Origin of the sequence: Enterovibrio norvegicus (genome assembly GCF_002876705.1) — a bacterium.
GTDB lineage: Bacteria > Pseudomonadota > Gammaproteobacteria > Enterobacterales > Vibrionaceae > Enterovibrio > Enterovibrio norvegicus_B.
Genome location: NZ_MDAG01000068.1, coordinates 109,682 through 124,568, shown reverse-complemented (window position 1 = coordinate 124,568; position 14,887 = coordinate 109,682). Strand labels below are relative to the sequence as shown.

General features: G+C 47.2%; 13 protein-coding genes. 7 read left to right on the top strand and 6 right to left on the bottom strand.

Annotated features, from left to right (window positions below):
• Positions 1 to 101 precede the first annotated feature (101 nt).
• The 3 genes from viaA to BCT27_RS23440 form a co-directional block, all read right to left on the bottom strand.
• Positions 102 to 1,550, bottom strand: a complete 1,449-nt coding sequence (gene viaA, locus BCT27_RS23450) for an ATPase RavA stimulator ViaA (protein ID WP_102396954.1) — start codon at positions 1,548 to 1,550, stop codon at positions 102 to 104.
• 8 nt (positions 1,551 to 1,558) lie between these two features.
• Positions 1,559 to 3,190: an AAA family ATPase gene (locus tag BCT27_RS23445; RefSeq protein WP_102396953.1), complete on the bottom strand. Its 1,632-nt coding sequence runs from the start codon at positions 3,188 to 3,190 to the stop codon at positions 1,559 to 1,561.
• A 376-nt stretch (positions 3,191 to 3,566) separates the two neighbouring features.
• Positions 3,567 to 4,415 (bottom strand): sulfurtransferase, encoded by an 849-nt coding sequence (locus BCT27_RS23440; RefSeq protein ID WP_102396952.1) that lies wholly within the window; start codon positions 4,413 to 4,415, stop codon positions 3,567 to 3,569.
• A gap of 121 nt (positions 4,416 to 4,536) precedes the next feature.
• On the opposite strand from BCT27_RS23440, the gene BCT27_RS23435 reads away from it, so the two are divergent.
• Positions 4,537 to 5,439, top strand: a complete 903-nt coding sequence (locus BCT27_RS23435; protein ID WP_102396951.1) for a lipid A deacylase LpxR family protein — start codon at positions 4,537 to 4,539, stop codon at positions 5,437 to 5,439.
• A 145-nt stretch (positions 5,440 to 5,584) separates the two neighbouring features.
• Here BCT27_RS23435 and BCT27_RS23430 read toward each other — a convergent pair whose 3' ends face one another.
• A complete protein-coding gene (locus tag BCT27_RS23430; RefSeq protein ID WP_102317911.1) occupies positions 5,585 to 6,121 on the bottom strand; it encodes an NUDIX domain-containing protein in 537 nt (178 codons plus the stop codon).
• A 509-nt stretch (positions 6,122 to 6,630) separates the two neighbouring features.
• Here BCT27_RS23430 and BCT27_RS23425 point away from each other — a divergent pair.
• From BCT27_RS23425 to BCT27_RS23410, 4 genes are all read left to right on the top strand, one after another.
• Positions 6,631 to 7,785: a cyclic di-GMP phosphodiesterase gene (locus tag BCT27_RS23425; RefSeq protein ID WP_102396950.1), complete on the top strand. Its 1,155-nt coding sequence runs from the start codon at positions 6,631 to 6,633 to the stop codon at positions 7,783 to 7,785.
• 128 nt (positions 7,786 to 7,913) lie between these two features.
• Positions 7,914 to 8,336 (top strand): DUF3010 family protein, encoded by a 423-nt coding sequence (locus BCT27_RS23420; protein ID WP_102317913.1) that lies wholly within the window; start codon positions 7,914 to 7,916, stop codon positions 8,334 to 8,336.
• Between the two features lie 186 nt (positions 8,337 to 8,522).
• Positions 8,523 to 9,944: a DNA-3-methyladenine glycosylase 2 family protein gene (locus BCT27_RS23415; protein ID WP_102396949.1), complete on the top strand. Its 1,422-nt coding sequence runs from the start codon at positions 8,523 to 8,525 to the stop codon at positions 9,942 to 9,944.
• 74 nt (positions 9,945 to 10,018) lie between these two features.
• On the top strand, positions 10,019 to 10,546 hold the full coding sequence (locus BCT27_RS23410) for a methylated-DNA--[protein]-cysteine S-methyltransferase (protein WP_102317915.1): 528 nt from the start codon (positions 10,019 to 10,021) through the stop codon (positions 10,544 to 10,546).
• On the opposite strand, the gene BCT27_RS23405 is transcribed toward BCT27_RS23410, so the two are convergent.
• A complete protein-coding gene (locus tag BCT27_RS23405; RefSeq protein ID WP_102317916.1) occupies positions 10,506 to 10,955 on the bottom strand; it encodes a GNAT family N-acetyltransferase in 450 nt (149 codons plus the stop codon). The two genes, BCT27_RS23410 and BCT27_RS23405, sit on opposite strands and share 41 nt — an antisense overlap.
• A 15-nt stretch (positions 10,956 to 10,970) precedes the next feature.
• Entirely contained in the window at positions 10,971 to 11,696 is a 726-nt protein-coding gene (gene pdsO / locus BCT27_RS23400) for a sortase-associated OmpA-like protein PdsO (protein WP_102317917.1), read from the bottom strand.
• Positions 11,697 to 11,949: 253 nt separating this feature from the next.
• On the opposite strand from pdsO, the gene pdsR reads away from it, so the two are divergent.
• Complete coding sequence (pdsR, locus tag BCT27_RS23395; RefSeq protein ID WP_102396948.1) at positions 11,950 to 12,645, top strand: proteobacterial dedicated sortase system response regulator; 696 nt, start codon at positions 11,950 to 11,952, stop codon at positions 12,643 to 12,645.
• Positions 12,642 to 14,840 carry a proteobacterial dedicated sortase system histidine kinase gene (pdsS, locus tag BCT27_RS23390; RefSeq protein WP_102396947.1) on the top strand — a complete coding sequence of 733 codons (2,199 nt, stop codon included), beginning with the start codon at positions 12,642 to 12,644 and terminating at the stop codon, positions 14,838 to 14,840. Before pdsR ends, pdsS begins: the two co-directional genes overlap by 4 nt.
• Positions 14,841 to 14,887 lie beyond the last annotated feature (47 nt).

The following is a 14,887-nucleotide window of genomic DNA, read 5'->3' as shown; positions in this document are numbered from 1 at the left end:
AGCCACTAGCCACTAGCCACAGATTGTTGATAGAAAAAAAGACGGCATAGGCCGTCTTTTTTATTGCTTACTCATGGCGCGTTTACTGTCGAATGAAAGATTTAGAAACGCTTCAACAATCGTCCCATGAGTGATGGATGATAATCCCACACATGATCGAACATGCTCATCACCGCCGGGTTGCCGTATTTAGAAAGGTTGATGGCATGAAAACGATTATGTTGCGCTTTGAGTTCATCGACCTTCTGTTTCACCTCATCAGGCTGCTCTGGCGCAATGAAATCTGAAATCACCACCAGATCCGCATTTCGATATTTGTCTGTGCCCATCAAATCAACAGAATGCGTCAATACTGGCTCAAGATCTGTGCCGCCGTGGAAGCTGTAAGACAGGAAGTTCAGCGCTTCTTTTAAGCCATCTTCACCCGTGAGTTCATAACCGATATGGTCCGTTGAAAATATCATCACACTGCAGTCTCGATCTTCTTTCACCGCGATTTGCATGAGTGCGTACGCCATGGCTTTCGCACATTGCTCAGGAAAGCCACTCATTGATCCCGACGCATCAACACAAATCAGGAAAGGCCCTTTCTCGATGTCGACTTGCTTGCTTTCAGGTTTAAAAGCTTTCACCTTTCTCAATGAACGTTGCATGCCTTGCATGCGATAGGTTAACAGGCGTTTGTCTGCAAAGTGTTTATAGAAAAGGATTTCGAGTGCAGGTTCAGCCAAGTAAATCGCCTCATTCGGCACCAACTTCTCAAGATGGTCGCTTTGGTGAATACCGACAATGTCATCGGCGACATTGTCAGCGGGTTCTTCCACCATTTGCAGTTCTTCAGCAGGTGAGCGCTGCAATGAAGGATCATCTACGTCATTCGCCATTCGGCCAAGTGTTTCAGCGATGTCTTGAAGGTCTTGATTATCCTTTAAGAAAGCCACAAAACGCTTTAACAACGCCACGTCCGATTGGGTGACCTTAGAAGACGCTAAATCCCACAATCGACCGGTTTTCTCTGCATCACCGTGCTCTTGAACATCTTCCAGTTCACGGTACGTTTCCATGCGTTGATAAAGCTCTTTGAGTAACTTCTCTTTGTGGGCTTCTAACTCTTTTTCTTGAGCCGCTTGAATCGCCGCAGCCAAATGTTGGTACCACTTGTTGCAGAAATACGCTTGGAACATCGGCGTTTCTTGTGCGATGTTTTTCTCGATCATCCGACGGGCTTTCAGATAAAACAACGATTTACCTTCTAACGACTTCATCAATGATTTGGCGTTATCCCTAAACGCCTGCTGAGACATGGCAACCGCGTCTTGGTAAGCCTGAATTTCCTGCTTAAGCTCCTCAGTAATGCAGTCATTACTCAGGCGACGTTTCACTGAGTGACGCCATTTACGCACATGCCGCTTCACCGACGCTTTCGCGTTCGGGCTGGCTTCCGTCATGACGAGAAGCTGCGGCTTTGCCATCACTTCAGTCACCGCATGTTCCAGCATGCCCGTTTCTGCCAGCATCATGCCTAACTGTAAACTCTCCGGACTGATCATCCGCGCTCCTAAGCGAAGTATTCGTTCAACATACGAATACGAAACGCATCTTTTTCGAATTTGGCGGTTTGCTTTTGCAACGCTTCTTCTGCATCGGTAATACTGTTTGCCAACAATTCCAAAAGATCAGAGTTAGCAAAGTTATGTGGTAGGGCCGCATTCAACTGCATTCTAGCAACACGGATCATGTGCTTTGCATCGTCGACCTTGGCGATAGCCGCCTCCGTTGTCACTTGCCATGCATTGAAGGTTTCAGCGTCATCATCAATACCTGCAATCGCGACGGCAACAGGACGATTGGCGATGTCTTTTATCATCAATGCTAAATCACCGGTCACATCAAACTTGAGCATGCAAAGATTCGGGTTTTTGTTCACGTAGCCGTATACATCACACGCACCGTTTTTAATCTTCTTCTCGAACTCACTGGCTTCGACATACACCCAGCGACTGTCCCCTTTCTCTTTTTCAGAAACAGACGGGTTAGAATCTAACATCACCAGCTTGATTAAATTATGGCTTGAATTGACGGAATAGCGGCGTGCTTTAGACAGATCCACCAGATACTTCTCTTTACGCATCGACACTTCAGTACCGACATCGTGGCCGAGTGTATCAATCACTTCTTCTGCCAACTCTTTCACGTCGTCGTTCGCATCTGTCGCGACAGACAAGGCTTCTTGTTGATTGAAGCACACTTGTTTAGCGAATTGACGCATCACAGCGTTCACAACACTTCGAGACTCAGGACTGTGCCAGAGGCATTCTTGCAGCAACAGAAGATCAACCGGATTGACCTCATTTCGGCCGTTGAAGAAGGCACTCGCTTTCAGCAAACGTACCGCCTTTTTCCAGCGTCGATCTGAGATATACAGTTCTTCGGCTGGGAATGGGTGTCCGCCATCTTCCGCCTCTCGCTCTAAAAGGAGTTTCAGTGCGTAGATCTTTTCGAACACCTCATCGGAAAGTGAGACGAGATCAATTTGACGCTGCCACAGTTGGTATTCCTGTGCTTTGATCGCAATATCAGCGCCAATCTCCGCGTCAGTTTCACCTTGTTCACCAACGATCAAACGTTTGAAGTTACCTTTCTCTTGAATGCGGTTAACGAAAACACGCACAAGCATGCGGTCGTACAATGCATCGAGGCCACTGTCCGCTTCTGGCAGTTCATTGGAGGCGGCAACAAGCAAGCGCATAGGAACAGGCAAGACTTCGCTGCCGTTTCTAAATACGCGTTCATTAACCACCGTAAGGAGAGTATTAAGAATGGCTGGGCCGGCTTTCCAAATTTCATCAAGAAAAACAACGTCGGCCGTCGGCAGATACCCTTCGGTTAAACGCACGTATTTCCCGTTGTCTTTAAGCTCTTGGATAGAGAGGGGTCCAAACACCTCTTCTGGGGTTGAAAACCGCGTCATCAAGTATTCAAAAAAGCTGCTGTTATCGAAGGCTTTAATGAGACGTTTTGCGATATAACTTTTTGCAATCCCTGGCGGACCGAGAAGAAAGACACTCTCTCCGCTTAATGCTGCGAGCAAGCAAAGACGAATAGTATTCTCTCGCTCATAAACACCACTCGACAGCGCGTTAACCAGTTTTTGGATACGCTCAGGCAATAATGCATGATTTGTGGGCATAGCGATTTGATTCGTCACGGTGCTGCTCCGTTATTCCTTGATTTACCAAGAAGATGTAACAAGGTGTAACATATTGTTAATGTTTTGTAACCCTTTTAAATGGTGCGCCCATTGGTATACCACTTGGGATTTGATCTCATCCACCCTTCAATCTTAGTTTTCATTTTTGCAGCGCGAAAATCATCCAACACAAAGGGACGGTTTTCAGAAATTATTTCCCTATTCTCGGCACACGATCACACCCCTATGCCGTCGATTTTTCTCCCTTGGAATGATCATCCCAAAACCCACTGACACGTAAACAGCGGACAGAAAAAAGGCCTTCATCGAGGAAGGCCTTAGCATTGAATGCATTTGTTTTGACCGCTGAAGGCGATTACAGCACTTCAATGGGTAAACGATGATCGCCGCCCCACTCTGTCCACGAGCCATCATATACAGCAATCACTTTGCCAATGGTATGTTCGCTGGCGAGTGCTACCGTACACGCAGTGACACCAGACCCACAGGATGTAACGTTCGGTAACGCACCCGATACGACGGTTGCCAACAGTTGACTTAATTCCTGAGAAGATTTGAAGAAACCATCTTGCATGACCGATGGAAAAGGTAAATTGACAGCATTTGGCATGTGCCCGCTACGCACACCTTCTCTTGGCTCTGCCACACCGCCACTGAAACGGTCAAAAGGACGCACATCGATAACATTCAGAGAATTGGTGGTGATGCCTGCCAATAAAGCGTCTCTGTCGATGTAGCGCTCAGGTTGAAAGCATGCCGTGTATTCTGTCATCTGAGGCTGAACAGGCGGCATGTTGTCTATGTCCCCACCAACGCTTTCCCACGCAGGTAAACCACCATCAAGTAACGCGACATTTTGATGCCCCATCACTTTAAACATCCACCACACACGCGGCGATGAGAAGATGCCAGCACTGTCATACACAACAACCGTATCGGAATTGGAAATACCCAGTTTACTCACGTTTTCTGCAAACACGTCGGTCGATGGCAACATATGCGGTAACGACGTTGTCTGGTCTTTAATCTCGCCATCGAAATCAAAATATACCGCACCTGGAATACGTTTCGTTTTCCACTCTTGCGCACCGTTTCTTTGGCTGCCTGGCATGAACCAACTGGCATCTACGGTTTTGACGTTTGGCGCAGAAAAATGGGCTTTCAGCCACTCTGCGTTGACAATTACATCAATATTCTGGGACAAATCACTCTCCTTTCAAACGACAATCGTCAGGCGCAGGGTTATGAGTTAGCATAAGCGCCGACACTCCACTGAGTCGCATTTAAGACGCACATGGCGTCATATCCTAAACAATAGGGATTTTATGTTAACACGCAGATTAATTGGCGCTGCGATCATCGCCGCACCAATGTTCACTTTTCCTGTGCATGCTGCCACGGTTTCGCTGTCGATTGATAATGACGGCGTCATCGGTACAGACCGAGAATACACAAGTGGCCTTTTCCTACGTTGGTCTTCAGATCCAGGCCTCATTGGGTATAGCATTGAAATCGGTCAACAAATGTGGACACCTTCTGACATCGAACTCACCGAGCCACTGCCAAATGAACGTGCCTATGCGGGCTTTCTTTATACACAAGCCAGGCTTTACCAACAAACCGATACCTTCGCACTAAAAGGGGGTTTGTTGCTGGGTACTGTTGGCCCGAACTCTGGCGCAGAAACTGGCCAATCCATCGTTCACACTATCGTTGGTTCTCCCGACCCACAAGGTTGGGACTATCAAATCTATGATGAGTTCATCTATCAATTGAGCGGCGAAGCCCACCAACTCATCGCACGTAGCCCGATGGGCGAATTCAGTGTGTTTGGCCGTGGCCAGGGTGGCAACTTCCAAAGTGAAGTCGCTGCTGGTGGTACTTATCGTCTTGGTATCGATCTGGGCAACACCTTTGGTTCAACGTCTGTCATTGCGGGTAATACTGTCGACACGGGCATGTTGAGCAACAGTGCCGCCGGTATGTTTTTCTTCACCACGCTCGAAGCACGTTATCGCTTTGATGACGTCACGATTGAAGGCGATAAACCTGCCGAGAACAGTGATTTGACCATCGAGAACATCCAAGGCGCTGCATCTGCAGGCTTTACGTGGTATTCAAATAACTGGGGGGCGACAGCCTCTGCAACGGTGCAAAGCAAACAATACGAAACGGCAAAACGTAATCATCATGCTTACGGCACCTTCACACTGTTTTATCGTTACTGACGTTTCTATTGATTGCTGCTTTTCCAACGTAGACTTTTAACGCGTTTTTAGCATCTTTTTAGCGTAGATGAGCAGTGATAGACACGATCAAAAAAGGCGAGAGAACTCTCGCCTTTTTATCGGGGTAGAAACAACGCCCTGTCAGTTAGCTTACTTTCTGTTTTTCCATCAATTCAGAAGCAATCAGTTCAAGCAAGTACGTTTCACGTTGGATCGACAAACCTTGTTTCTCGTTTGTCGCCATGTTGTGCTTGTTGTGACGAATGGCTTCGTGGATATTCATCCAAACAGGCTGCATGCCGTTTTTGATTTCATAGTCCTCAAGCGACATTTCACCCAATTCTTCGTCAATATCACACCAGAAACAGTAAGACATCATGTGCATCACATCAAAATCTGGCTTGTACCACGGACGGTATTCTTCGTAAGCACCAAACGGGACGATGTTTCGAATGTTTTGTGCCCCCGTCTCTTCCTGAAGTTCCCGAATCAAGCCTTCTACTTCATTCTCATCAGGATCAATGCCGCCACCCGGCAACGAGTAATCTTGATAGCGCTCGGTATACAGCAAAAGAATACTCTCTCCACGCACAACAATGGCGCGAGCTGCACGTCGATGAAAAGTGATTTTGTCTTCCAAAGGAAGCGCATCTGGATGGATGCTGCTTTTAATTACTCGCATTCGAATTAAGCCTGCGTATTTCAATCATGGTCAAAGCAACGCATTCGCTGCGTAAAAATCCATCTAAGCAATATGGGCACTTAGACGTTCACGCAGTCTATAGATCCATCAGGAGGGTTCAAGCGCTTTCTATGCGTCGCATTCCGCACGCCATCTTGTTTACATTTCACAGATAACATTTATGATGCAGCGCACTTTTATTATGTGTCGCGGTGAAATGTACTAAACACATGTCAAAAGGCGCAGTTTTCATAGGGTTTAACGGCGATAACACACATTGAGTGGCATCAGGATCCGACGTTGTATTGTATAAAATTCCGCATTGCGTACTGTTATTCTGGATTTTTGTTCTAGATTCGTCTTCAAAACACCCCATTTTTTCGTACATTGTATATAGTTATAAACATTAGCTATTGTTTAATTACTCAAAAAGCGCGTCGATTCCGCAGTTCGACAACGTTGTTTCCTAACCCTTCACCCTTCTATTTTCCGACACGGAGCGAACATCAATGTTGCAAAAAGTCGCCATTGATAGCGTTGAGATTGGCATGTATGTCGAACAAATCGAATCTCAGCGTACCCGCACCCGAATGAAAAAGCCTGGCTTCATCCGCCGACAAGAAACCATCGAAAACCTCAGAGGCAAAGGCGTTGAATATGTGTACATCGACGCAGATCAAGTCACCACAACGGAAGACATTCAATACCATGCAACCCCAATCGGAAAGCATTCCTCCGTCACAGGAAACAGTGAATTCAGTGTAGCCAAAGACCTCGTAGACAAGTCTAAGGAACAATTGAGCAAGCTATTGAACGATGTCTACGCCAACAAACCTGTCGATATCGAACCTGTAAAAGAAGTCAGTGCTGATATCGTAGATAACATCTTTGAGCGTCGTGAAGCGGTTTTGTGGATCAGCGGTATCCGCCAAAAAAGTGCCTACCTACTTGAGCACTCGATGAATGTTGCCTTTCATTTGGTTAATTTCGGGCGTTATCTGGAACTCGACAGGCAAACCCTAGAAGAATTAGCGATTGGCGGTTTGGTGCACGACATTGGCAAGATTCTTATCCGAGATGAAGTGCTCAACAAGCCGGGTAAACTCACCGACGATGAATTTGTGCACATGAAAGAGCACCAAACGCTCTCTCAACCTGTGCTCGATAACATGGCTGAATTATCGTCAACCAGCAAAGACGTGAGTTTAATGCATCACGAAAAGATCGATGGAAACGGCTATCCAAACGGCTTAAAAGGCGATGAACTGACGCTAATAGGTCGCATGTCCAGCATTGTCGATATCTACGATGCATTAACCGCAGAGCGCGTCTATAAACCCGCTCTCTCACCATCAGAAGCCTTCAAGATCATGATTGGATTAACGCCCTTTCATCTCGATTCCGACCTGCTGAAGAAGTTCATTCGCTGCATCGGTTTCTACCCTATCGGTTCTGTTGTTGAACTCAGTAATGGGCGGATTGGATTGGTCTGCAATGAGAACCCTGACGATTTAATGACCCCAACCGTGAAGCTTTTTTACTCAGGCCGTACAGAATCATTCCGCGAAGTCGAATACATCGATTTGAAAAAACGCCCCGATCTGAAGATTGTGCGTGGCCTCACGGAAGCGAAACTCAAAACATCTTTTAAAGAATTCCGCTAAGAAGACTCTGATTTCCCCGCTTTTTGTTGTTTTCAGCATCAAACAAACCCGTCCTACCATCTTAATCCATGACCGCAGCACACTATTTGCCTATAATGATGCGCTCATTTACTCGTGGAATAAGAAAAATGCGAATTTGTGCCGTCGATTTAAAAAGCAACGAAGCGAACATCTGCCTCATTGAATTGGACCAAGGTCTGTTTGAAGTGCCGGATTGCCGCGCGCGTAAATTCACTATTACTAACGCATCTGACACTGAGCAAATGCGTCACTTCCAACAGTCTTTTGCAAAATTGATGGAAGACTACAAAGTCGACAAAATTGTTATTCGTGATCGCCCAATGAAGGGTAAGTTCGCAGGTAGCGCCATTGGCTTCAAATTGGAAGCCGCTATGCAGCTAATCGATAACATGGAATGTGTCGTTTTCACGTCTAGCGAAATGAAAGAGTCTCTCAAGCGCACCCCTGTATTGGTGTCGCTAAAAGAAATCGGTTTGAAGCAGTTTCAAGAACAAGCATTCATGACCGGTTGCGCATACTTGAACAAGTAAGTCGTAACACCGTGAAAAACAGGCTGCCTCGTGCAGCCTGTTTGCTATAAGCTCTCCCCCGTTTTCTTTCTCAATCCTTCCTCCGCATCAATTGACTCACCGTCTTACCGTTGAGTTCCGTTTATGGCTACTTTTATCATTATCCAATGTTATTGTTACTGCATCTTCACTTACGGATGTAGGCAAATGGACAACGTCAACACACTCAGACAACAAGCGCGGCTTTCCCGTGATCCTCGATTTGATGGCGTGTTTTATATCGGTGTGCTTTCGACAGGCATCTACTGCCGTCCTATTTGCCCAGCCCCTACACCAAAAGAAGAAAACATCCGGTATTTTGATTCCGCGATTGAAGCATCAGCCCAAGGGTTTCGACCTTGCTTACGTTGTCGTCCAGACAGCGCACCGGGCTCACCCGCGTGGATCGGTAAAGAAACAACGCTAAAACGCGCCCTAGGTTTGATTCAAGCAGGCTTTCTACAAGAAAACGCCATTCCAGCGCTCGCAGAAAAACTCGGCGTGACAGATCGTTACCTAAGAAAACTGTTCACGGAAACACTGGGGTGTTCGCCAAAGCAATACGCGCTGTACCAACAAATTTTGTTTTCGAAAAAGCTGCTTCACGAGACCCATCTTTCTGTTACTGACATTGCGTTTGCTGCTGGCTTTAACAGTGTTCGCCGCTTTAACGATTGCTTCCAACTACAAATGCAATTATCGCCAACACAAGTCAGGCGCAAGAAAACACACCACTCTGATGCCATCTGTTTGATGCTCTATTTCCGCCCTCCTTTCAATTGGCAGGCGTTCCATGATTTTGCGAACACAAGACAGATAACGGGCATGGAGTGGCTAAATGATAATAGCTACGGTAGATCCTTTATCTATTTGGATACAAAAGGTGAATTTACAGCCACCTTGAACCCGGATAAGCATGCAATTTCTATTGAACTGACGCTCGATAATCCAAAGTATTTGTACTTAATCATCAATAGAATCAAACGCATTTTTGATGTCGATGCGAATCAGACCGTCATAGATTCAGTGCTCGCTAATGTCCTCTCAGCAAACGAAAACGTACCACTCGGCGTAAGAATCCCTGGTGTGTGGAATGTGTTTGAGGCGGGCGTGAGAAGTCTTTGCGGTGAGTCGATAGGCATTCATCGAGATCATGTCGATGACAGCCGCTCGATACTTACACATATTGTGCAGTGTTCTCAGCTTCACTTGGGCGGTGAGGAAAACGTTCAAACAACAACGTATTTTCCAACGCCTGATGCGCTCTTGTCAGCACTTTCACCGCATGGCGAGCGCGCGAATAGCGCAGCGATCAATGACATCAACGAAGCGTTAGGAGAAAAACTTATCGCATGGGCGAAATTTTGTATCGAACACCCCGATCTTGATGCTCAACGTGATTTTTGTGATTCACCACTTTCAAGTCAACAAAAAGGCTACACCTTGCTGCGTGGCTTTGGGCTGCCCGACCTTTCACTGCCTCTTGATGACAGCGATGAAACACTGAATGACAACGCGAAAAGCCGTATGGATAACGCTATTCCTTGGCGAAGCTATCTCGCGCTGACACTTGCAAACAAAGATAACTGAAACACGCATTCTATCCATATACCTATTTCGGCCAGGGTACGCTCTGACCAACGGAAGAGAAGAAGGAATTGACCATGACAAATTATCGCTACGAATACGACTCTCCACTTGGCGTGATTATTCTGACTGCATCCGAGAAAGGTCTAACGTCGCTCACGTTACCAAACTATAAATATGACATTCCAACATCAGAGGATGACGTTATTGCTCGCGAGCCCTTTGAAACCGTCATTGCCCAGCTCGATCGCTACTTTGCAGGAGAAGCGATTGAATTTGATGTGCCGCTTGATTTGTTAGGTACGGATTTCCAATGCACTGTGTGGGAAGCGCTACAAACCATCCCTGCTGGTGAAACATTGAGTTACGGCGAATTGGCACAACGTATTGAGCGCCCAACCGCTTCTCGCGCTGTTGGCGCTGCCAATGGACAAAACCCCGTGTCCATTATCGTGCCTTGTCATCGTGTGATTGGTAAAAATGGCACATTAACAGGGTATGCGAGCGGCCTAGATGCAAAGCAATGGTTGCTAAAACATGAGCAAAAAATGGCCGCCGATACCTTTAGCTTATCGCCACTAACGTCCGTTGAGCCAACAGCTTAATAAAACGCATGGGTGTAATGCGATAACCCAAGTGAAGATAAAAGCCATGTGCCTCTTCACGACTAATGTGGCTGGTGACTTCAACGCGCAGGCATTGTCTCGCGTTGAAGTAGGTTTCCGCGTAATCGAGTAATTGACGACCCACAGAAAGCGCCCGAAAATTCTCATCGACCACCAGCGCAGAAATCCGCCCCCATGGCATGTCATCATGCACCACATCGACGATGTGAACCGTAATAAAACCAACGACCACACCGCACAATTCAGCAACGAAGATATCGCCGTTTTCGCTGTCCAGCACTCGCGTTAGGCGCGCTTCCGTTTGAGAGAGCGACGCTGGGTAGCCCAGCGTCTCGCAGAGCGCGCACATGCGCTCTGCGTCGTGACGGGTTGCTTGTCGAATATCCATATCAAACCGCCCTGCTTAGTTGTTGGCTGTTTTGGTTGATTGCGGTGATGCTTTTAGGCTGACACGGCGGTCAAAGAAATAGCCTTCGCGGTCGCCTTCCGTTTCAATCGCCAACTGTGCGCCGAATGCTGTTTGAATCAACTGCTCTGGCTCGACACCTTGAGAAACGAGGTAGTTATAAACAGATTCAACACGTTTTTGAGAAAGCTGCAGGTTATAGTCTTGATTGCCGCGCACATCCGCATGTCCTTCAAGATCCCAGAACATGTCTGGTTGCTGGCGCATCAAAAATGCAATTTCATCAAGTTGGTACTGGAAGTGCGGTTCAATCTCCGCCGAGTTGGTGCGAAATTGAATGTCCATGGCCAACTCTAGCTCGATGTTTTTCTGATTTAACGCGGTTTTAAGATTGGCAATTTCAACTTGGTTTTGCGCATACAGTTCGCTCACTTCCTCTAACTCAAGGTTACGTTGGCTCATGTTAGCAATGACGTCATCTTGCTCTTTGCTGTAGTCCTCAAAGCTCACTAGCTGTCCAATTAAGCCACCGACAACTGCCCCAGCCACAGCGCCAACAGGGCCACCAACCACTGCGCCCAGTGCCGCACCACCACCGAAACCAATCGCGCCGATGTTTTCATCTCGGTCAGTCGAGGTTGTGTTACCAGACGCGAATGCCGTTGATGTTGCCATCGGAATAGTAAGCGCCAGTGCGATCAAAGTTTTGTTCATCTTTTTCATGGTGAATTCCTCATCCGTTTAGGTGTTAACGTTTTTTGCTTGGGTTCGGTATGAACCGGTTACTGCGTTAATGTGTGTTTCGATGAGTTCATTAAACCAAGGTAAAATGGCAAGCTTTGGGAACAAATCGGGCAATGTGCCGATCAAATGTGGCAAAAAAATGGCTTTTCACTTATGACGCATTTTCCCCCCTTTTTCATGGCATGATTTCGGGTATAGTCAAACCAACTACTGATTGATTACCAGAGAAAAAATGAAACGTATTGCTATCGTAGAAGATGAACCCGCTATCCGAGAAAACTATGCGGATGTGCTCCGCAAGCAAGGTTATGCGGTATCACCTTATGCCAACCGACAAGATGCGGAAGATGGCTTTAAGCAACGCATGCCCGATTTGGCGATCATTGATATTGGCCTTGCTGATGAAATCGATGGTGGGTTTCACCTCTGCCAATCTCTACGTGCAATGTCAGCCACCATTCCCATTATTTTCCTAACCGCGCGTGACAGTGATATTGATACCGTTGTGGGCCTTCGCATGGGCGCGGATGACTACTTAACGAAAGACATTAGCCTGCCACACTTGATGGCGCGTATTGCTGCACTCTTTCGTCGCAGTGAATTACTGAGCCAAGCCGCGACAGACACAGAGTCTCTGCTTGAACGAGAAAAACTGACACTCGATCTCAACCGTATGCAGGTTAAATGGGATGATCAGACGGTTGATCTCACCGTCACGGAGTTTTGGCTGGTGCATGCCTTAGCTAAACGGCCTGGTCACGTAAGAAGTCGTCAAGATTTGATGCAAGAGGCACATGTTGTTGTCGACGACAGCACCATCACTTCACACGTAAAACGTATTCGTAAAAAATTTATCGCATTGGATAGCAACTTTGACCATATCGATACGGTGTATGGCATGGGCTACCGCTGGGATAGCAACAAATGACATCGCTGATTGAGCGCGTGCTTCGCTGGGCATCAGGCATTCGCACCAAAGTCGTTTTGCTCTCAGGTTTACTGCTTTTGTTGCCGTTTATTGGTTACAAGTACGTGTGGGAACTTGAGAATGTGCTTCGCCAGGGCCAAGAACAAACCGTGATGGGGTCAGCGCGAGCATTCTCAATGGCGCTTAATCAGCAACCTCGCTTATTTGAACGCCAACGCTTTACGAAACCACGTTTAGACGATGGCAAAGACCTGTATGCCTTTGACCTCAATTCGCATATCGATATAGATGGCAGCCCCCTTGATTGGGAGCGCTACCGCGAGCATTTTAAACCCTACACATCAAAGCACGTGGTCTTCAGCAAGAACACCTACAGGCCTGACAACATTAAGTTTGATTTGGTCATGGGGAGTGACGGTGACGATGTGTATGCCCTACTTGATGTGACCGATGCGAACCCAGTATTAAAACGCAAAGGGACCAGTCGCATTGACAGAAACGACCACCTAATAGTGGCATTAACCACCCCAGAAGGCGACTTAAAACGTTACGCCGTCACCGCAACACAAAGCGGACGTGCACACGTTGATTTAATTGAAGATTCTATTCTTTCAGAGAACGGCGTTTTTCCTTCAAATGCAATAAACGCGTGGTGGCAGGAAACCTCGACAGGTCATGTCATTGAATTGGCGATTCCCAACTGGCTCGTGGGCGAGAAATTGGGGTTAGCGTTTTATAACGTTAACGACCCATTCAATCGAGAAATAGAAACCATCATTGCAACATCCAATCCCAAGAACGCCGAAACCCTAGGCACGTTACTCACGCCATCACCTGCACTGGAAAGCGTACTCAATACCATCAACGATGACGGTTCACGGGTGTGGGTGGTCGATCGTCATGCCCGCGTATTGGCCAAAAGTGGCGACCTGCAAACCGCCAATGGCGTATGGGAAACCACCGTTGAATATCAAGAGCCGCCGAACGGTATCATGGGCTGGCTGCAAACCCACATACTCAACCCACTTTACTACCAATGGCTTGAGCGCCCTCCAGAATCTATCGTTGATACGATGCAAAATGCAGCGGTGTTTCGCGGCATCGAAGTGCAACAAGCATTATTAGGTCGCCCTTACGCCAATTGGCGATTAACGCCAGACCAAGGGTCGCTGATCTTATCCGCCGCTTACCCCATCAAGATCAATAACCACGTGGTGGGTGCGGTGGTTGTTGAAGAGAACACCAAGGGCATCAAGACACTGCGCAACAAAGCTTTAGAGCAGTTGTTTAATGTGTTGCTGGCGGTAATTTGTATTGGGGTTGTGGTCTTGCTGTTGTTCGGTTCACACATTTCTCGCCGCGTGAGAAAACTCAGAGATGACGCAGAGAGTGCCATTGACCCTCAAGGCCGCGTTCGCCACCAGCTTTCTCCTGCGCAAAGTAAAGACGAAATTGGCGACCTCTCTCGTACGCTGTCTAACATGGTTAATCGACAATCCGAGTACAACAGCTACCTAGAAAAAATGTCGTCCAGCCTGTCTCACGAACTTCGAACGCCAGTTGCGGTTGTGCGCTCTTCTTTGGAGAACCTTTCCTTCGTCACCACGGATGATGATCAGCAACGCTATATTGATCGCGCTCAAGAAGGTGTTTCTCGATTGGCGACCATCTTATCCAGCATGACGGAAGCGACACGTTTAGAACAAAGCTTTAACCACGCAGATACGCAGGCGTTTCCGCTTGATGAAGTGATCAAAGGCTGCGTTCAGGGCTATGAATATGCGTATCCGGAACAAGTGTTCACGATTGAGGTTTCCTCACAATCAAACGGTTACGTAATGCTTGGTGTGCCTGAGTACATTGCTCAATTGCTCGATAAATTGGTTGCCAATGCCGCTGAATTTCGCACACCAGAGACAGCAATTACGGTTCAGCTCAACCGTGTTGATAGCCGCGCCTGCATCACAGTTTCAAATTTTGGGCCGACACTGCCTAAAAATATGGGAAATCAATTGCTCAATTCCATGGTCTCTGTTCGGGAGGAAAAACAAAAGTCCGATAAACCGCATTTAGGTTTAGGCCTTTATATCGCCCGTTTAGTGTCGGAGTTCCATGGTGGAGAGCTCTCTATCCAAAACTTGCAGACACAGAACGGTGTAAGCGTGTCGGTGTGGCTTCCTCTTTCACCCAAGTAACCAGAAATTCACCCAAATAGAGAAACCAGTCGCCCATGAAAACGGCA

Bases quoted from the DNA above. Each gene is read 5' to 3' on its own strand.
- BCT27_RS23415 (WP_102396949.1), top strand. From the start codon at position 8,523: ATGGACAACGTCAACACACTCAGACAACAAGCGCGGCTTTCCCGTGAT.
- pdsO (WP_102317917.1), bottom strand. From the start codon at position 11,696: ATGAAAAAGATGAACAAAACTTTGATCGCACTGGCGCTTACTATTCCG.
- pdsS (WP_102396947.1), top strand. From the start codon at position 12,642: ATGACATCGCTGATTGAGCGCGTGCTTCGCTGGGCATCAGGCATTCGC.
- BCT27_RS23410 (WP_102317915.1), top strand. From the start codon at position 10,019: ATGACAAATTATCGCTACGAATACGACTCTCCACTTGGCGTGATTATT.
- viaA (WP_102396954.1), bottom strand. From the start codon at position 1,550: ATGATCAGTCCGGAGAGTTTACAGTTAGGCATGATGCTGGCAGAAACG.
- BCT27_RS23420 (WP_102317913.1), top strand. From the start codon at position 7,914: ATGCGAATTTGTGCCGTCGATTTAAAAAGCAACGAAGCGAACATCTGC.
- BCT27_RS23425 (WP_102396950.1), top strand. From the start codon at position 6,631: ATGTTGCAAAAAGTCGCCATTGATAGCGTTGAGATTGGCATGTATGTC.
- pdsR (WP_102396948.1), top strand. From the start codon at position 11,950: ATGAAACGTATTGCTATCGTAGAAGATGAACCCGCTATCCGAGAAAAC.
- BCT27_RS23445 (WP_102396953.1), bottom strand. From the start codon at position 3,190: ATGCCCACAAATCATGCATTATTGCCTGAGCGTATCCAAAAACTGGTT.
- BCT27_RS23405 (WP_102317916.1), bottom strand. From the start codon at position 10,955: ATGGATATTCGACAAGCAACCCGTCACGACGCAGAGCGCATGTGCGCG.
- BCT27_RS23430 (WP_102317911.1), bottom strand. From the start codon at position 6,121: ATGCGAGTAATTAAAAGCAGCATCCATCCAGATGCGCTTCCTTTGGAA.
- BCT27_RS23435 (WP_102396951.1), top strand. From the start codon at position 4,537: ATGTTAACACGCAGATTAATTGGCGCTGCGATCATCGCCGCACCAATG.